Genomic DNA, 19,342 nt, shown 5'->3' with positions numbered 1-19,342 from the left:
ATTTTTTTAGCAAGTAGCAATAACTTCAAAAGATTTGAATGCATTGACCAACCCTCCCTTTAAAATAATTATTAATATTATAGCGCTGTTCAACTACCATTGCATACAAAAAGCCCAGCTAACATTAGCTGGGCTTTTTTAATTCTAATCACACTACTTAGCAGCGTCTTTTGATTCTTGACTATTAATGGCTTGCTTTTGGTTCTTAGCAGCCGCATTAATTTCAATTTGGTGCTTCAAATCTTCGTAACCAGGCTTGCCGAGCAATGCAAACATGTTTTGCTTGTAGTCTTCCACTCCTGGTTGATTGAATGGGTTAATGCCGTTCAAGTAAGCTGAAACAGCAATCGCGAATTCAAAGAAGTAGATCAATTCACCTAAGCTATAAGCACTTTGGTCCTTAACGGATACGACCATGTTAGGTACGCCACCGTTAGTGTGGGCTAGAATCACACTTTCAAAGGCCTTCTTGTTAACGTAGTTCATCGTTCTTCCTTCAAGGTATTCGATTCCATCACCGTTATCACCAGTCTTTGGCACGTCAACGTCAGAAGCTGGTTGGTCGACCATCACAACGGTTTCCATTAGGTTTCTAACCCCTTGTTGAATGTATTGACCTAATGAATGCAGGTCAGTAGAGAAGTTAGCAGAACTTGGGTAGATCCCCTTATTGTCCTTTCCTTCTGTTTCACCAGCAAGTTGCTTCCACCATTCTGAAAGGTAACGTAGGTTTGGTTCATAGTTTTCCAAGATTTCGTTAGTGTAACCCTTCCGATAAAGAATGTTACGGTATGCAGCGTATTGGAGTGCCCCGTTTTCAGCAAGTGGCTTAGCATTGTAGTAGTCTTGTGCATCAGCAGCCCCTTGCATTAATTCTTTAATATCCACACCAGAAGCTGCGATTGGTAATAAACCAACTGGACAAAGGACTGAGTAACGACCACCAATTCCATCTGGAATAATGAATGATTCGTAACCGTTAGCCTTAACTTCTTGTCTCAACGCACCGTTCTTAGCATCAGTGGTAACGTAGATTCGTTGCTTAGCAGCAGCTTCACCATACTTTTCAACTAATAACTTTCTAAACACCCGAAATGCGATTGCAGGTTCAGTGGTGGTCCCAGACTTTGAAATGACGTTCACTGAAAAATCACGGTCGCCGATCAACTTCACAAGGTCGTTAACGTATGAGCCACTAATTGAGTTCCCTGCAAAAATCACTTGTGGAAATTCACGTTGGTCATCAGGAGTTGCTTCATAGAAATTATCGTGAAGAAAATCTAATGCCATCTTTGCACCAAGGTATGAACCACCAATTCCAATTACGACAAGGACCTTCGAGTCGGATTGAATTTGTTTAGCAGCCTTTTGAATCCGCGCAAATTCTTCCTTATCATAGTCCTTTGGAAGGGTAAGCCATTCACGCATTTGGCTTTCCACTCCCGTCCCGTTGACTAATTCATCACGAGCAGTGTCTAACATTGGCTTAATTTCTTTAAGTTCGTTTGGTGCTACAAAGTTTGTTAATGCTGATTCATCAAATGATACATTTGTCATTACAATCACCTCATACAGATTATATTAAATTTTAACGATATTTTCCTTGTAGTATTGCTTGAGTGCTAACGAAAAGTTCCCAACGGTGGCCGAACCATTGTGGGCTACCTTAGGCATTTGAATGTATTCATTCAAGTCACCCACGGCAACATAGTCGTTAAAGATGTTCTTGAAGTGAACGCGTACCATATCCAAGAACTCTTCACTTACGACTCCCCCACCAAAGATGATGCGTTCAGGACGGATGAACAGCGTTGCTTGAACTGCGGCTTGAGCAACGTAGTAAGCAACGTAATCCCATGCAGGATCAGTCAATGGTACGAATTGACCCTTCTTACCAGTCCGTGCTTCGAAAGTAGGCCCTGCGGCAAGCCCTTCCAAACAATCACCATGGTAAGGACAAATTCCCTTGAAGTCCTTGTCACCTTCTGCACGCTTCATTTTAACGTGCCCAGCTTCAGGGTGGCCAATGTAGCCTAAGAAGTGACCGTTATTAACGATCCCAGCCCCAACTCCAGTCCCAATGGTGTAGTAAACTAATGAATGCACTGGATTATGATTTTTAATCGAGGTGATGTATTCACCATATGCAGAACCGTTAACATCAGTCGTCCAATACATTGGGACGTCAAAGTACTTCTTCATGGTTCCTAAAAAGTTGGTATTTGACCAGTGCTTTTTAGGCGTATCAGTAATATAGCCATACTTTGGGTTATCTACCCGCACTTCGATTGGGCCAAATGATGCAATCCCAATCGCCTTAATTTCTGGAAATTTTTTAAAATATTCAACACATTGCCCGATCGTTTCCGATGGGGTCGTTGTAGGAATATGGATGCTATCTTTAATTTCAAAATCTTCATTGCCGACTGCACAAACGAACTTAGTTCCACCGGCTTCAATACTTCCAAATAACATTGTAACCACCTCTAATTGGTTCAAATTATTTTACTTATTTTTATTTCAATCAATAGAATTTTTCTTTTCTACAAGTAAAAGATAGCATTACTTGAAAGCGTTTTCAATAAAAAGCACCTTCTTTTTTTATTTTTTCTTTTTTTAGGGCAAAATAATTGAAAGCGCTTTCTTAATGTGCTATTTTTAAACTATCAAATGTTTTAAATTAACCTGTGAAAAGAGGAATCGTCTCATGCTATTAGGCAGTATTGAATTTCGCGATAATGAAGTAACCTGTGCCGTTGGTGATGGACATGTCGACATCAAAGACAAAGTTGATTTTCCACTATTAGATCCCAAAGAGACGTTGAGAAAAGTCGTGAACTATTTTCAGGGCTTCGATCAAATTAAAGCAATCGGGGTTTCATCATTTGGCCCCCTCGAATTAAGAAATTATTCTTCCAAGTATGGCTACATTATGGACTCATCGCGCAAGAACTGGTCCAATGTGAACCTATTAGGAACCCTCAAACAGTATCTCAAGTTACCAATGTCATTCACCACCGATGTAAATAGTACTGCCTATGGTGAATACATTATTTCAATTTTAAAAAACGACCCCGTCTTATCACTAGTATATATTACCATTAGTAAGGGGGTTGGTGCTGGAATCGTGAACGATGGCGAATTAATTGGCTATCAAGGTAGTCCTGAAATTGGCCATATTTATCCAGAACGCCATCCAGATGATCAAACCTTTCCAGGAACATGTCCCTACCAGGGCGATTGCTTAGAGGGCTTAGTATCTGAGCCAGCATTTGAAGCCCGCTTTGGAAAAAGTTATCGGGAAATTTCGATGTTCAACCCCATTTGGGATATTTGTGCTTATTACATTGCACAATCGGCGGTCCAAGCAACGTTAATGGTCCGTCCACAAAAAATTATTATCGGTGGCGACATCGTTAACGAAGTTGAGCTCGAAAAAATCAAAAAACAATTCGCTAAGGTGTTAAATAACTACGTTGACGTTGGTTCGATCGATGATTACATCGTCGCTCCTTCCAATTCGAATCGGAAGTTATCGATTATTGGAAATCTTTCATTAGCCAAACGTGCTTATTATTCAGAATCAGACTCGTATAGCGAATAAATTGTTCACATTGCAAAATTAAAAGGCATCCAGAAATGGATGCCTTTTTTCTGCATTGGCAAAGTTATAATTTTAAACCTTTTAACCTTAAAATTCCCTAATTCCATTTTTATAGACGGCCTTATCAACTTGTTGAACCGCCTTTATATCAGTAAGTGGATCGTTATCAATAATTAGAAAATCAGCAACCTTACCGCTCTCAATCGAACCATAGTCCTTATCGATTTGCATCAATTCAGCGGCACGATAGGAAGTATACAAGGCATCAAAGTTCGTGAAACCTTCCTTTTCAACTAATAACTCTAATTCCTTTGGTGTCGTAATTGTAAAATCATTATATGGCGTCCCAGCATCAGTTCCTAATGCAATCTTGGCACCATGTTCATATGCCATCCGAATATTAGAATAAACATCTTCAATTGCATCATTCATCTTCTTATGTTCCCACTTCGGTAATTCATCTGCACCATACGTAACCACTGACCAAGCGGCAGTAATCGTTGGGACGATGTAGATGCCCCGTTGCTTGATTTCTTCAACTTGCTTTTCAGTTACATAAAAGCCATGCTCAATCGAATCAACACCCGCATCAATTACATTTTGAATCGATGAAGTCCCTTCTGCATGTGCAGCAATGATCGCATGTTTGTTATGAGCCTCATAAACGGCCACTTTAATTTCATCAACGGTCAATTGAGCTTCATCCATCGCATCCCACGGTGACATTACACCGCCACTAGCCATAACTTTAATGCTGTCAGCACCTAATTTGAAATTTTCCCGCACCTTTTTGCGCATTTCATCTTCAGAGTCAACAATGTAGCCACCATGCGGATAATCACCATGCCCACCAGTCATGGTAAATGCTCGACCAGAAGCCATCATATTGGGAACGTGTTTGATTTTTCCCTTTTTAATTAAGTCGTTAATTTGAATATCGACTCCATAAGTACTCCCGCACTGTCGAATATAAGTACAACCAGACTTTAAAAACTGATGCATGAAATGAATTGCATCAACGATCGTCTCAGTAATGTTTTTCACCCCACCGTCACTCTCTGATGGGTCATCCGTAATATGAGTATGGGCATTGATCATTCCAGGCATTATGTACTTGGCGCCCACATCAATTACTTGATCAGTCGTTGGCATCGTTCCCGAACCAATTTGTTCGATTCGCCCACTTTGATCATCAACGACCATCCAAGCTGCCCTTTGAATCTCATTATTCACCCCATCAAAAATGTTTGCATTCTTAAATCCTATCTTACTCATTTATCAAAACTCCCTTCGAATCAAAAACGCCCCTTAGCATTTAGCTAAGGGACGTTCGAACGCGTTACCACCCAATTTTAAGTCATCTTCACAGATGCCATCTCATACAGAAACAGTAAATTCTGTCGTGCGATAATGGGCACCACCAGTTCATCTCGTAAAACGAACAATAATAATCAATCTTTAAGTCATTAGCTCTAACACCCTTCCATCCAACAGTGCTCGCTGAATAGAACTAATAACTGAATCCATATAATTAATTTACATCTTTATTATCTTAATAATGTCTAATATTCTATCTACCAATCATTAATAAGTCAATCTAATTTACAGTAAAGATACATTAAAAAAACTAATGATTAAATTATAGTTCATAATAAAATTGATATATCAGTGTTCTTTTAATCAAATTACTTAATTTAATCTAACAATCATAAAAATTAATTTTACTTATAATTATTTTAGTAATATCATTATCCATAACTATAGTCAGTCAAGGGAGGAATTATTATGTTTAGTAAAATTGGACAAGTTATATTTGAAAACGAAGCCGTTTCAAAAACATCAGACTTTAAAATGGGTCTGGAAGTTGAAATGGATCGTGCCGATGAAACTGGCCACCTAAGTACAGAACCATATCCAAACACCATTGGTGATGAAACCACCAACCCATGGATAACTAACGATTTTCTAGAGGCAATGTCTGAGGTCGTTACCCCTCCTGCTAAAAACGCCATTGATGCGGTTCACTACTTATACGGGATCAATACTTCATTACGGACTGCCCTTTCTCCTGGTGAAATTTTATGGCCATTATCGATGCCACCAATCATGCCTAAGGTTAAGGATAAGACCCTCATTGCCCACACCACTCCTAAGAAACAAAAATACTTCGAAACATGGTTAAAAAAACACAGTATTTCTGAAGGGGCTCCTTGTGGTACCCACATTAATTTAAGTATTCGTCCACACATTATTAGCATTATCTATAAGAACTTTCCAAATCGGTTTAAGTCTGAACAAGAAGTTAAGAACTACTTGTACATGACGATGGCGCAAGGATTCATTAGATATCGGTGGTTAATTACATATCTATTCGGTGCTAGTCCAATCGCTGAAGAAAACTACTTTGACAGTGATAATCGTCCTAAACATCCCGTCCGTAGTTTACGGCAAAGCACCAGTTTCGGATTTGGGGCTAAGTTCTTTGCTGACTACACTAACTTAGATACCTATGTTGATTCAATGAATGAAGCCGTTAAAAATAAGACTTTATTAACCACCGCAGAAGGTCAAGGACCCGTAAGACTCCGTGGTGATAATGATTTGGATAAGATGAAAAAGTCTGGGATTCAATATATCGAACTCAGAATGTTAGATTTGGATCCAAGTAGCTCAGTCGGTATCAGAACGGGTACCATCCGATTCCTAAGATTAATGGCCACTTACTTTATCATGAGTCCATCACTAAAGCCGAGCGAAGTTGTTAAAACGCTTGACCGAGCTAATGAAATGAATGATAATGTGGCACTAGAAAAGCCAGATGAATGTACGTATAAATTACATGCTGCATCATTGATTCGGCAATTAAAATTTTTTGTTAATTCAATTCAAGCTGGCCCTGAATATCAAGAAATTATTCAAGATATGGAACTACGGGTTAAATATCCACGCCTTACCCCTAGTGGTCAACTTCAAGAAAAGATCAAGGATAATTCATTAGTTGAATATGCTGTTAAGCTCGGCCGTGAATACCAAGATGGTGCCCTCCAAGCACTAAAGCCATTCCGTGGGTTTGAAGATAATCCATCTGCAGAGGACTTAAAAGAATATCTTTTTGGTGGCAGCTGGGAAGTATAATAAAAAGAAGCGCTCAATCACTAGCACAGTCAAATGTTAAATTTGTTGTTAGTAATTGAATCGCTTCTTTTTTTTGTAATTTTTTTATTTTATAATTTTAGTTGACCACTATCTAATTGAGATTATAATATTAACAATATTATTTAGGGAGCGTTTGTTAAATTGGAAACCAAAACTAAAATTATCAAATCTTTTTTTGATTTAATTCAAGAAAAGTCCATTTTTGAAATTAGCAACGATGATATTATTAAAAAAGCTAAAATTTCAAAAAGAACCTTCTATAATTACTTTACCTATCGTGAAGATATAATCAATGCAATCAGTAAAACAATTGAAACTAAAATGATCATCCCTATCAACCAGAAAATTGAGGATAGTGTTTTTGATAAAATTGAGAATGTTAATCAATATACTAAACTGTTGCTTGAAATTTTATTACCCGTCTTCAATGAAAATCTGGAATTACTTTATGACCTCGATCGATCTAAATTAAATTACCTCTGGAAGGATCCGCTACAAAAGGAGTTGTACGACGCGTTGCTTACGACCATGATCAAACACCAAGTAAGTAATTTAATTATGCAACTAGTTACAATGTTTACCACTTCTGCAATTGAAATTTGGATTCAAGAAAAATCAGCCTCAGACTATGACACGATCAACTTAAAGTTAAATAAATTAATTAACTCTTCAATTAATGGAATTGTGGAAGGAGCTGAATTTTTAAATGCAAGGTAATGAGGGCAAAATCATTGATGCTTTCTTAATTTTAATCAATCAAAAGTCATTGACTGAAATTACAGATAGTGAAATTATTTATACTGCTAATGTTTCGCGAAGTACGTTTTATAAACATTTTAATAATAAAATTGACATTCTCAAAAGATTTGAAAAAGATTTTTTAAACCTTATTGTTAAAAATTACTATCATAAAATTAATTCAATGGGGATTCAGAAAATCACCCCGCGCAATCTCTTAGACATTTTTGTGGAAATAGTAATTCCGATTATTTATGAGGAACGTGATCGCTTAAAGATTCTGCAGACCTGCGATGCGAAAGAAATTTGGCTATCATTCGTTAGAGAACGGGCAATTTATTTAGTGACAACACTAATGCCAAACGTTAATCATTATCAGTTAAAATTGGTTGTTAGCAACATTATTGATATCCTTACCGTTTGGTTAGACAGTGAAATTCCAATGTACTATCAAAATTTCCAGTTACTGTTCAAAGAAATCTGTGGAATTCAATTTTACGATTTGCTAAACAAGCATACCCACTACAACTATTTAAGAAATGAACCCTATAAATAAGAAAAGATAACGATTAAATTAATCGTTATCTTTTTATTTTTTAAATAGTTCATCGTAATGTTCAATTTTATATTTTAGGAGTTGCTTAGCCTTACGCAAAGATACCATCTGGTGATCAATATTTTTCAATTGTGCGATTAAAATGGCTTTTCGATCATCAATTGTTGATTGTCCCTGCTGAAACAACCTTAAATATTCTTGAAGCATTACAATTGGCATCCCCGTGCCACGCATGCAAATTACAAAATTTAATTGCTCTAAATTAACATTATTGTAATCACGATAACCACTCCGATCCTTATTGACATCGGTTAATAACCCGATACGTTCCCAATAACGAAGGGTTTGTGGTGACACGTTAAATTGCTTGGCAACCTGATTGATTCGCATTAAACGCTTTGTCCAGTTGGTCTAACAAGAATTTCATTGACATCTACCGTGTCTGGTTGACTCATCATGAAAATTGCTGCATTTGCAACGTCTTCAGGACTTAATGCCATGTTCTTATTCGCAACCATTTTTCTTAAGTTCGCTGCGATTTCTTCGTTCCCTACACTATCGAACAAATTCGTATTCACGGCCCCTGGTGAGATGATCCCCGTCTTGATACCATTGCCATGTTCTTCTTGGCGCAGGCCTTCCATAATTGCACGAACAGCGAACTTAGTCCCATTATAAGTTGCAGAACCTGGGTATAACACATGTCCAGCAACTGAATCAGTGGCCATAATTAACCCATGTCCCTGCTTATGCATTTGGGGAAGACTGGCCTTGATTCCATTCAAGACCCCAATGATATTGGTATCAACCATTTGTTGCCAGCTCTTAGGGTCACTATCGGCAATTGTATCTTGGGGCATAATCCCAGCATTGTTGTAAATAATATCTAATTTACCAAATTCATCAACAGCAGTTTTTACTAATGCCTCAACTTGGTCTAATTGATAAACATCGGTTACCTTAGCAATCACATTTTCTGGATGACTAGTACTTTGCTTTAAAGCGTTTAACTTTTCAGCGTTTCGTGCACCAATTACTAGCTTGGCTCCCTGATCAACGGCTAACTTGGTCGTTGCAGCACCCATTCCAGAACTAGCTCCCGTGATTACAATTACCTTATCTTTTAAAGTCATATTCAATAACCTCCTTTATATTTATCAATATCATAAACCTTATAGTTAACTATAGAGCAAATAAAAAGGCTTCGTTTAAAGTGTCTTTTTCATTAAAATATCACGTTGCTTATCAGATCCGACCATAAAGACATGGTCACCAAATGGCACAAAGCCCTTGTGCGCATAAAAACCCTTCGCATTTTCATTATGTTCCCAAACGCCCAACCAAATTTCAGTCTTATGGTGTTGTTTTGCTTCCGAGAGCGCCTTAGCAAACAATTGGCTCCCCAGTCCTTGGTGCTTATATGCGGATTCAACGTAGATTCGTTCGATTTCTAAGGTATCAGGCCCCATTGCTTCGGTTTGGGCAGGACCCATATTTAATTTCAGGTATCCGGCAACTTCTTGATCCACCCTAATAAAGTAAAAGAATGAATCAGGATTTTGAATTTCTTTCGTTAACTTGTCGATATTATATGCTGCTTCTAAATATCTAGCCATGTCCTTCGGGGTATTATCTGCGCCAAAAGTGTCAGCAAAGGTATTGCGACTAATTGATTGTAGTTGGCGAACATCATTTACGGTACATTGTTCGATTGAAGCCTCGATATTAAACATCTCCTTGTTTTTCACTATCCTTATAATTATATCAAATTTTTATTTAAAAATAACGATTATAATTTAAGATGTTAAATGCTTCAGCACATGAGATGCCAAATCCGTTCAAAATTACCGCAAATAAAAAAAGCTGCATCGGTATTTAACCGTAAGCAGCTTTTTTCATTAGTTGTTTTCATCATAATCGGATGTTGGTTTAGAGGCTCCCGCTAAGGTTTGAATCTTTAATTCACCACCATTATCAATCATCTTGGCAGTAAAATCATAGATTTGAATATGGTCTGGCTGACCACCAGTTTGTTCAAAATCATACTTAGCCTGGAAACTTGCCACGTTGCCACGAGTAGTTAAATTCTGCACTTCAATATTAACGGAGGCTACGTTAGAGTTTCCACTTTGTAATTTGACCCAACCATTCATATCTTGGTAGCTACTATTGGCAGTTCCATCAACAAAGCTATCGGCAATATCACTTGCATTCCCACTGTCAGAAACATCTTCACTAACTGAACTAAATAAGTTCCCTAAAACGTCATTGGCATCATCAGCAGAGATCGTAACGTTAGAGGTACTGTTCGATTGGCTATTATCAGCAGAACTGGTACTAACTGAAGAACTACTGCTAGCAGAAGCGCTACTAGATGAACTACTGGAACTAGCACTATTTTGTGTTGCTGAATTATTGTTACCTGGACTAAATATGAAGATGTAAGCAGCACCAATTCCAATCAGGACCAAGATGACGATCACTGTGATTAATGTAATCACCAATTTATTCGCTTTGCTTTTTGGTTGCTTTTGTTCTTCGCCATTGGAAACGTTCACGTTTCTAGCCCCTTCGGCAAGGTTATCATTTTGCTCAGCAGAATCATAAATATGATGTTCCGCACTGCTTGTTGCTGATTCGTTAAATTGATAACCACAATTGGGACAAAAGCGCGTATCTTCACTTACTAAATCGCCACATCTAGGACATTTTTTCATTATAATTCCCTCCAGATCAGTTTCAATTTATTTCCATATAACATGAGACAATGAATATTACCACCTAATACTTTCAATTAACAGGCTATCTTGAATATGGAGATAGTCATCCCCAACTTCATCTAGGTGCTCACCCAACCAAACCTTTTGCTCTTTGACCAATTTTTGCGCAAAGTTACGGGCCCAACGACCGTTTGAACGTTCGTTTTGGGGCAGCTGTTCATACTTATTAGCAACGATCGATGTTAATAATTTATCGTTTACTTGCCAGTCTTTATCAATAATGGCTTTAACGATCTGCGCCACTTCTTCAGGTGTGTAGTCATCAAATTCCAACGTTAATGGAATTCTAGAACGGAGTCCCTCATTGGCATCGAGAAATTTGTTCATATCGTCAGTATACCCGGCAAAAATTGCAATGAATTTATCACGATTATTTTCTAATTCAGTAATAAACGTTTCTATGGCTTCCTTCCCGTAGTCACTACGGGTAACCACTATTCGTTAATTGATAAGCTTCATCAACGAACAAAACTCCACCCATTGCATCTCTAATTACCTTTTTAGTCTTTAACTCGGTTTGTCCAAGATATCCTCCAACCAAATCAGGGCGTGATACTTCGGTCACGGTATCCTTAGGTAAAATCCCTAAATTGTAGAATAACTTAGCAATTATTCTAGCAACGGTGGTCTTTCCCGTTCCAGGTGCCCCAGAAAAAATCATGTGATAAGTAGCATTATCTTCGGGGATTTTACCCTTTAGTTTTTGCTCCAATTTAACTTGATTGACTAAATTGTTCACAAAATCCTTAACCTTTTGTAATCCGATCATTGAGTTCAATTCATCCAACAAGGCGTCTACTTCTTGCCCCTTCTGTTGTTTATTACCACCTGTCAATTCATCAATATCGGAATTTTTAATTGTCGGAACATCTTCAGATTCATCATTGGTTTGATTAGAAATAAAGGTTGAAATCAATTTTTCATTAAAATTACGAACCCATCTTCCGTTACTATTATCATTATTAGATTTGAATGCTTCCTTAATTGCATTGGCATAGTATTCTTCATCAACATTAAAGTCATGATCATGAAGATATAAGATTCCAATTTTGGCAATTTCATCTGGCTTATAATCATCAAAATAAAATTTATTTGGTATCCGAGAAGATAAGCCAGGGTTCATGTTCAAGAAATCATTCATTTCTTTCATGTACCCGGCAAAAATAATCATAATCGTATCACGATGGTCTTCCATGTACTTAAGGATCGTATCAACCGCTTCTTGCCCAAAATCACTCCCCCCACTTTTAAAAAGGGTATAGGCTTCATCAACAAATAATACGCCCCCGTTGGCTTTTTCTAATACTGCTTGGGTCTTAGGAGCAGTTGAGCCTACCGTTTGGCCCACTAAATCCTGACGACTTACTTCAACGTAGTTTGCTTTTGGCAATACACCCTCTTCAAACATTACCTTCGCCACTAACCTAGCAACGGTGGTCTTACCAGTTCCAGGGTTACCAAGGAATACTGAATGTAAAGATTGATTAGTCGTTTTCGCCCCTTGAGCTGCTCTTTTTTGATTGAACTTGGTAACTTTTATAAATGCATCAACTTGCTTTTTCAGATTTGGCAATCCAATCATTTGATGTAATTGATCAATTGCTGGTTCATCAGTGGCATCTAGTTCGTCTAGATTATCTTCAGGAACATTAATTTTTTCATCATTTAGGGGGGTCGGTTGATTTAATTTTAAATTAATTGATCCTGGAACATTAACATTACAGTTATTATTACTAATAGTGCCAAAGGAATTCTCAGGCTTAGTAACATTAATATTTAAATCACTGTCAAAAATCAATCCTTCTGAAAAATCATCAAATAGCTCCAATGTCTTAATATTAACAACTGAGTGATTCTTGATTAAAATTATATCATTATTTTCAGAACCTTCACTTTCCTTAGGACCGTCGCCTAAATACAAGTGGTCCGATTCTAATAATCCATTATCTTTAACATTAATTCTTCCATGAACTTTACTAGATTGTATTTCCAATTTAGAACTAGCAACGTGTGGTTTAGTAATATCACAATTAGAGATTAACGCATAACTATCATTGATGGCACAAATTCCATTACCATTATCTTTATGTTTTACATTACAGGAAGTCAGAATGCAGCTGCTGTTCTCAAGCCAAAGCAGCGGATAGTTACTATCAGCATTGCTTTCAAAGGCAACATTATCTGCGATTAGCTTACTATCATTTTTAATATTACATAGATTATATTGTGCGCCTTCGTTAATTAAGCTTATTTTTTCCAGCTTTGCTGTACCACCACCATTGATAATCAAGTGCGTATGCAAAATAACATCATCTGGAGAATTACCATTACCACAAAGTTCAACATAACCTTTATGCGGAATCTCCAAGTTATCAATCTTGTATTCACCTGGATCTAAAATAATGCGGTCACCACTTTTAGCTTGATTAATTGCATCCTTAAGGTTATGGCACTTCCCAAAACCATCACCCACTAAAATTACATGTTTCATTAATATCACTCCCCCCAATTACTTATAAAATCTCCTTGCTTGCACAACGATATAAATTAATCCAAATATCCCCGTCAAAAAACTAAAGGCATATCTCAACATAAAGATAAATAGTTTTATCAAAATCCAGATAATAACGGCACGGGAGCCCAGACCATTAACTGATAACGAGAGCGATGATGCAAAAAACATTTGGCTAAAAGTGCTACTATCACCAACTTTGCTGCCAATTTCTCTTAAAATCGTAACTGTAAATGGATATAATACCAAATTCAATAAATTATATATTCCTGAATTAATAAAAAACCAGCCATAAATAATAAAACCAATGATTCCGAAACCATATTGAACCAACCAAAAGCTTAGTGGTTGCATTTTAAAAACATTGATTATCCATTCAAGGACTGCTATATGACCATTTTTGTTCCGATTGTTAAGCCTAGAACTATTATTAACTTTTCTATGTAATCGCGATTTATTTTGATCATCATCATTATCAGAATAAGTGCCAAATCTTGGCTTATCACCCATAAACAACCACTCCCATATATAATTTAACTTAATATAATTTTATTATAAGACTAGTAAGTGTGCAAAGTTAATTATCTAAATGTTTAGTGGAATGGTATCGTAGGTTAATGGGACGAAAGCAAACAAATACCTTGTACACAATCTATTTTGTGATATCATGAAAGATGTTAATTGATATTTATTAACCCCCAATATTATTCAGTTGAAATGATTCAGCGAATAACCAAAAAGAAGCGCTATTATAACGCTCCTTTTTTGTAGGTAGATATATTAAGGAGGAAGCAGCATGAAGAATCCACAATACGATTACGATGTAATGTTCATTGGCGCAGGGCATGCTTCGGACGGGGCGTCACTACTAGTTCGAAATGGCTACAAAGTTGCTAAAATCGAAGCTGAACGCGTCGGTGGCACCTGTGCGAACTGGGCTTGTAACGCTAAGGTCGTTTTAGATGGTGCCGTTGAACTAGCTAGAACCCAGGAACGATTGGCTAAGATCGCACGGGGCGATTTAAAAATGAGCTGGGATGCTAACATGGCACATAAGCATCAAGTGATTAGACCGCTAGATAAGAATATGGAAAAACGATTCGTCAATGCGGGCATCGATGTCATTCGGGGCTGGGCTAAGTTATTGGATTCCCATACTGTCGACATTGATGGGCACAAATTCACTTCGGATCAATTCGTAATTGCAACTGGGCTGCACCCAAATAAATTAAACGTACCAGGAATTGAATTGACTCATGATAGTAAGGATTTCTTAGACCTTGAACCGCTCCCCAAACGAATGACGATCATCGGCTCTGGCTACATCAGCATGGAATTTGCAACGATTGCCAATGCATTCGGTAGCGAAGTCACCATCATGATGCACGGTAACCGCGCGTTACGTAAATTTCATGAACCATACGTTCAAAAGGTAGTCGATGACCTCACTAAGCGTGGCGTTAAATTCATCCCCAACGCAAACGTAACTGGTATTACTCAGGAGAATGACCAACTCGTTGTTGAATATCGAGATGGCCAAAAATTAGCTACCGATTGGATTTTAGATGCTACCGGACGGAATCCCAACCTTACTGGTTATGGACTAGATGAACTAGGAATTAATTATAGTGACCATGGGATTCAGGTTAATGGTAAGATGCAGACCAACATTGCGAATATCTTTGCCGCAGGTGATGTTGCTGATACCGACCAACCTAAGTTGACCCCGACCGCAACTCATCATTCTAATTACATCGCCCACTTTATCATGGGCGATACTGACAAGGACATGCAGCCCTACGTGGTTCCGACCGTGACATTTACATCACCTCGCATCGCTGAAGCTGGGGTATCAGTTGAGGAAGCAAAGGCCCATCCCGAACAATACAAATTAGTTGAAAGCGACGTTACGGGAGCATGGTTCCGACAAATTACTCAAGATCAGATTGCTGATCAAGCATTAATTTTTGATCATGATGACCATCTAGTTGGTGCTACTGAAGTAAGTGAAGAGGCCGAAGATTTCATTAATGGAGTTTTACCAGCAATCGCACTGAAGCTCAACCGTGAACAAAGGGAACAACTGGCGCCACTATTCCCTTCGATCATGCATGAAGGTTGGAAAAATTTAATCTAATTAAAATTTACACTTGCTTTAATATTTTCTTAATGATATATTAATATTAATTTAAAACGAACGGAGGAAATATTGCTATGTTATTTGTAGACCCAAAAACTGAATTTTGTATGTGTTCAATTTTAGTCGACATTGACGATTGCAATGTTTCTAGAATCTTTTTGTGCTAGATAAGTAGATTAATTGAACACACTTAATTAATAGCATGAAAAATTTAGAAAAGCCTCGTTAGATGTCGCTAGTCGACACCTAACGGGGCTTTTTTGTTTGTTAAAATTAATTTATATATATTGGAGTGAAGTTTTATGGCAACCCGTTTTAAAAAATTAAGTCAATTTGGATTAACAGCTGCACTAGCAGTATTGGTGTTAGCTGGGTGTAGCAACACCAAGAATTCTTCGGATTCTAATGCTAGTTCCAAGAAGACTTTGGAATGGATGAGTCCTGCATCAATTGCCACTCTAGATCCATCCAAAGCCGTTGATCAAATTAGTGATCAAACCCTTTATAATAGCAACCAGGGATTATTGGTCCTTGCAGGTGAAAATAAAGTTTCGCCTGGGATCGCCAAAAGTTATTCAGTATCTAAGGATGGTAAAACATATACTTTCAACCTACGTCACTCTAAATGGAGTAATGGTAAACCGTTGACTGCCCAAGATTTCGTATATGGGATCCAAAGAAGCGCCAATCCTAAGACTGCTTCTCAAATGGCCTATTACCTTGGTAACATTACTGGATACGATGCAATTCAAAGTGGTAAGGCAAAGCCAACGACCCTAGGGGTTAAGGCAGAGGGTAAATACAAGCTCGTCTTTAATTTGGTAAAACCACAAACTTACTTCAAGACGTTAGTTACGCTACCAATCTTCTACGCCCAAAGCGAAGCCGTGGTTAAGCAATATGGATCCAGTTACGGAACCACTAGCCAAAAGATTGTTTCCAATGGACCATTCACGGTTACCAAATGGACTGGTAGCAATGATAAATGGTCGCTTAAGAAAAATCCTTACTACTGGAATGCTAGCGCCACTAAGCTAAATAATATTAACTACCACGTTATTAAAGATCCACAAACTGGTTTAAACCAATACCAAACTGGTAAATTGGATGAATTACAACTTTCTGGAAAAGAACAAGTTAAAAACTTTAAAAATAGCAAGCAATTAGTTAACCGAAACACCCTTTCAATGGTTTACCTTTCTGTTAACCAAACGACAGTTCCCGCATTCAAGAATTGGAAAATTAGACGGGCCCTTTCACTTTCGATCAACCGAAACCAATTAGTAAATGATATCTTAGGTGATGGATCGCTTGCTGCTAAGGGATTCGTTCAAGAGAAGCTCGCATCTAGAAATGGGCAGGACTTCGCTGATGCCGCTTACGTCCCAGATTCTTCTAGCTACAACCTAACAAAGGCTAAACAACTATGGAAGCAAGGCCTAAGCGAAGTTGGTATCAAGAGCCTTAATGTATCAATCCTAAATAGTGATGATGATTCAAGTAAACAGGTAAATGAATTTGTTCAAAGCCAATTCCAGAAACTACCTGGCTTAAAGGTTACGAACGAATTATTACCACACACCACAGTTACAGGTAAGACACTTAAGTCTGATTACCAAATCAGTGTTTCTGGTTGGAACCCATCCATCACAGACCCCGTTTCACCACTTCAAACTAAGGTGACCGGTAACGCGATCAACACTTCTAAGTGGTCGAACAAACAATACGATGAACTAGTTGCACGTTCAAAGGATCAAGATGCCAATGATCCAGCAAAACGGTGGGATGATTTAGTATCTGCTGAAAAGATCTTAATGAAAGATCAAGGGGTAATTCCACTTTACCAAAAGAGTATGCCTGAAGTAATTAAGTCCAATATCAAGGGGATTAAGTACTTCCCTAACGGTCCACTTTGGGATTTTGCCCATGCATACGTAGATTAGTTTTAAAAAAGCCGCTCATTGAGCGACTTTTTTTATTACCATAATCATGTATAATTAAAAATGATTAATTTGCTGTAATTTTAAATTACACAACCAGCGTTGCTTCCGAACACGGCTGGCTAAAAACAACAAGGAGATTTTTAAATGAAAACAATTAGTATCACATCATTTTGGAACGGCCTAATCCGCATCCCTAATGATTTAAGAGTTATTTTTAATCCGAAGCGAATCGTAAATGAGTTAATTTCATTAAAACCATTTACAATGATCTTAATGGTGTTAATGACCATTACAAACATTATCGTATTCATATTTGCTAAGGATTTTTCCTGGCTCGGTTGGATTGGGTTAGCTACCACGATTTCAACCGTCTTCAACCTCATCTTGGTTGACCAAGGACGAATTACCAACTACTTTTGGGGCTTGATCAGCGTCAGTGTGTGGTTAATTATCGCAGCCGAGAATCGCCTCATTGGTGATATCGCTTCCCAGTTATTTTACTGGGTCATGCAATTCGTGGGCCTATCGGTTTGGAATGCAGAAATCAATCGCCAAGCTGACCACCGCGAATTGAATGCTCGGAAGATGACATTCTTACAGGGCCTTTGTTGGACAATTGTATGTATCATTAGTTACTTGGTCGTATTACATTTCAGCAAGGCGTTAAACGGCACACAGATCTACCTCGATGCCGCCCTACTCCCGCTTGGTATCGTAGGCCAGATATTAATGACCTACGGATATAGCTCGCAGTGGGTTGCCTGGATCATTTTAAACGTTATTAGTCTTGTCATTTGGTTCAACCAATTTCAAGCGCTTAGTCCAGCATCCACAACCATGCTAGCATTGCAAATTATGAAGTTAATCAACTCAATCTATGGGTATTGGCTTTGGCGGCATAACGAATAAACCATTTTAACCAGCAAATTAATCAATTAAATCAAACTAAAATAGCCACCATGGGGATTTCCCCTGGTGGCTTTGTTATTATTCATCCTTATATTGATTAAAATTATCGGTAATAAATTGAGCGGACTTAGCTAACTTCTCTTTTTCGTCATCAGTTAAATTAATTGGCACATCTTCAATGATTCCATGCCGTCCAACAATGACTGGATATGACATGTAGTTATTGAAATCAGGACGGTAATTGGAGACCACCACTTCGGTCTTCCCATCATTTAACACAATCGTTGCTAACCTAGTAACAGCTGCTGCAATGGCATAATTAGTATACTTTTTACCGAAAAAGACCTTATCACCATCGCTAATTGATTGTTGTGATAATGCATCTAGATCCAAGTGGCCATCTTGATTCAACTCAGCCATAGAATGACCACGAACTGAAACTGTTGACCATGCTGTAAACTGTGAATTACCATGTTCACCCAAGTTAAAGCCATTAACTGAACGGGGGTCAACGTTAAACTGTTTGCCGACAATCGTCTTCATCCGTGCTGAGTCGAGCATCGTTCCACTCCCAAACACCCGCTTTTTATCAAAACCAGTAAACTGTTGATAAACTTGGGTAATCACATCACATGGATTGGTAATGACAATTAAAACCCCTTGATAATTAATTGCCTTGAGCTTTGCACTAACCTGCTTAGCTTGTTGGATATTGAACACCATTTCACCAAAGCGATTGCCATCTTCTTCAATGCCAATGTTACCTAGTGCTGAAATCACAATATCTGCATCTTGTAACGCATCGTAATCATTCGTTATAATATTCGTTTTGGTTCCTAGATTTGGCATTGCTTGTAAGTAGTCCAAACTATCCGCTTGTAACTTTTCTTCGTTTGGATCAATCAATACTAAGTCATCAACTAATCCAGCAACGATAATTTGATGGGCTACCGTTGAACCAACGTGTCCCAATCCAATAATTCCAATTTTTCTAGCCATAAATT

18 protein-coding genes are annotated in these 19,342 nt (G+C 37.9%); 7 read left to right on the top strand and 11 right to left on the bottom strand.

The window, feature by feature from the left end; all coding sequences use genetic code 11:
* Positions 1–153 precede the first annotated feature (153 nt).
* Positions 154–1,557, bottom strand: a complete 1,404-nt coding sequence (locus tag ACSVI6_RS01395; protein ID WP_491716949.1) for a glucose-6-phosphate isomerase — start codon at positions 1,555–1,557, stop codon at positions 154–156.
* Between the two features lie 24 nt (positions 1,558–1,581).
* The gene (locus tag ACSVI6_RS01390; RefSeq protein ID WP_491716948.1) at positions 1,582–2,475 is read right to left on the bottom strand and encodes an ROK family protein; all 894 of its coding nucleotides are present in this window, start codon (positions 2,473–2,475) and stop codon (positions 1,582–1,584) included.
* A gap of 232 nt (positions 2,476–2,707) precedes the next feature.
* Between ACSVI6_RS01390 and ACSVI6_RS01385 the strand changes: the two genes are divergently transcribed.
* On the top strand, positions 2,708–3,604 hold the full coding sequence (locus tag ACSVI6_RS01385) for an ROK family protein (RefSeq protein ID WP_491716947.1): 897 nt from the start codon (positions 2,708–2,710) through the stop codon (positions 3,602–3,604).
* 87 nt (positions 3,605–3,691) lie between these two features.
* On the opposite strand, the gene ACSVI6_RS01380 is transcribed toward ACSVI6_RS01385, so the two are convergent.
* Positions 3,692–4,879, bottom strand: a complete 1,188-nt coding sequence (locus ACSVI6_RS01380) for an amidohydrolase family protein (protein ID WP_491720790.1) — start codon at positions 4,877–4,879, stop codon at positions 3,692–3,694.
* Positions 4,880–5,389: 510 nt separating this feature from the next.
* Between ACSVI6_RS01380 and ACSVI6_RS01375 the strand changes: the two genes are divergently transcribed.
* The 3 genes from ACSVI6_RS01375 (at position 5,390) to ACSVI6_RS01365 (ending at position 8,054) form a co-directional block, all read left to right on the top strand.
* A complete protein-coding gene (locus ACSVI6_RS01375; RefSeq protein ID WP_491716945.1) occupies positions 5,390–6,739 on the top strand; it encodes a glutamate--cysteine ligase in 1,350 nt (449 codons plus the stop codon).
* A 162-nt stretch (positions 6,740–6,901) separates the two neighbouring features.
* Entirely contained in the window at positions 6,902–7,477 is a 576-nt protein-coding gene (locus ACSVI6_RS01370; protein ID WP_491716944.1) for a TetR/AcrR family transcriptional regulator, read from the top strand.
* Positions 7,467–8,054 (top strand): TetR/AcrR family transcriptional regulator, encoded by a 588-nt coding sequence (locus ACSVI6_RS01365; RefSeq protein ID WP_491716943.1) that lies wholly within the window; start codon positions 7,467–7,469, stop codon positions 8,052–8,054. The genes ACSVI6_RS01370 and ACSVI6_RS01365 overlap by 11 nt, the downstream gene beginning before the upstream one ends.
* A gap of 33 nt (positions 8,055–8,087) precedes the next feature.
* Here the strand turns inward: ACSVI6_RS01365 and ACSVI6_RS01360 are convergent, their stop codons facing one another.
* The 7 genes from ACSVI6_RS01360 to ACSVI6_RS01330 form a co-directional block, all read right to left on the bottom strand.
* Positions 8,088–8,444 (bottom strand): MerR family transcriptional regulator, encoded by a 357-nt coding sequence (locus ACSVI6_RS01360; RefSeq protein ID WP_491720789.1) that lies wholly within the window; start codon positions 8,442–8,444, stop codon positions 8,088–8,090.
* Positions 8,444–9,187, bottom strand: coding sequence for an SDR family oxidoreductase (locus ACSVI6_RS01355; protein WP_491720788.1), 744 nt, complete (start codon positions 9,185–9,187; stop codon positions 8,444–8,446). Before ACSVI6_RS01355 ends, ACSVI6_RS01360 begins: the two co-directional genes overlap by 1 nt.
* 75 nt (positions 9,188–9,262) lie before the next feature.
* Positions 9,263–9,787 carry a GNAT family N-acetyltransferase gene (locus ACSVI6_RS01350; RefSeq protein WP_491719876.1) on the bottom strand — a complete coding sequence of 175 codons (525 nt, stop codon included), beginning with the start codon at positions 9,785–9,787 and terminating at the stop codon, positions 9,263–9,265.
* A 165-nt stretch (positions 9,788–9,952) separates the two neighbouring features.
* Positions 9,953–10,771: a zinc ribbon domain-containing protein gene (locus ACSVI6_RS01345; RefSeq protein ID WP_491719875.1), complete on the bottom strand. Its 819-nt coding sequence runs from the start codon at positions 10,769–10,771 to the stop codon at positions 9,953–9,955.
* A gap of 57 nt (positions 10,772–10,828) precedes the next feature.
* On the bottom strand, positions 10,829–11,269 hold the full coding sequence (locus ACSVI6_RS01340; protein ID WP_491720787.1) for a hypothetical protein: 441 nt from the start codon (positions 11,267–11,269) through the stop codon (positions 10,829–10,831).
* Entirely contained in the window at positions 11,256–13,325 is a 2,070-nt protein-coding gene (locus ACSVI6_RS01335; protein ID WP_491720786.1) for an AAA family ATPase, read from the bottom strand. Before ACSVI6_RS01335 ends, ACSVI6_RS01340 begins: the two co-directional genes overlap by 14 nt.
* An 18-nt stretch (positions 13,326–13,343) precedes the next feature.
* Positions 13,344–13,856 (bottom strand): hypothetical protein, encoded by a 513-nt coding sequence (locus tag ACSVI6_RS01330; RefSeq protein WP_491720785.1) that lies wholly within the window; start codon positions 13,854–13,856, stop codon positions 13,344–13,346.
* Between the two features lie 286 nt (positions 13,857–14,142).
* Between ACSVI6_RS01330 and ACSVI6_RS01325 the strand changes: the two genes are divergently transcribed.
* From ACSVI6_RS01325 to pnuC, 3 genes are all read left to right on the top strand, one after another.
* Positions 14,143–15,483 carry a dihydrolipoyl dehydrogenase family protein gene (locus tag ACSVI6_RS01325; RefSeq protein ID WP_491720784.1) on the top strand — a complete coding sequence of 447 codons (1,341 nt, stop codon included), beginning with the start codon at positions 14,143–14,145 and terminating at the stop codon, positions 15,481–15,483.
* 305 nt (positions 15,484–15,788) lie between these two features.
* A complete protein-coding gene (locus tag ACSVI6_RS01320; RefSeq protein ID WP_491720783.1) occupies positions 15,789–17,429 on the top strand; it encodes a peptide ABC transporter substrate-binding protein in 1,641 nt (546 codons plus the stop codon).
* 144 nt (positions 17,430–17,573) lie between these two features.
* Positions 17,574–18,338: a nicotinamide riboside transporter PnuC gene (pnuC, locus tag ACSVI6_RS01315; RefSeq protein ID WP_491720782.1), complete on the top strand. Its 765-nt coding sequence runs from the start codon at positions 17,574–17,576 to the stop codon at positions 18,336–18,338.
* Positions 18,339–18,416: 78 nt separating this feature from the next.
* Here pnuC and ACSVI6_RS01310 read toward each other — a convergent pair whose 3' ends face one another.
* Positions 18,417–19,337 (bottom strand): lactate/malate family dehydrogenase, encoded by a 921-nt coding sequence (locus ACSVI6_RS01310; protein WP_491720781.1) that lies wholly within the window; start codon positions 19,335–19,337, stop codon positions 18,417–18,419.
* Positions 19,338–19,342: the final 5 nt, after the last annotated feature.

This window comes from Nicoliella sp. ESL1106 (assembly GCF_058509965.1).
The sequence above is the reverse complement of the archived record's forward strand: the minus strand, read 5'-3'. Positions and strand labels throughout refer to the sequence as shown.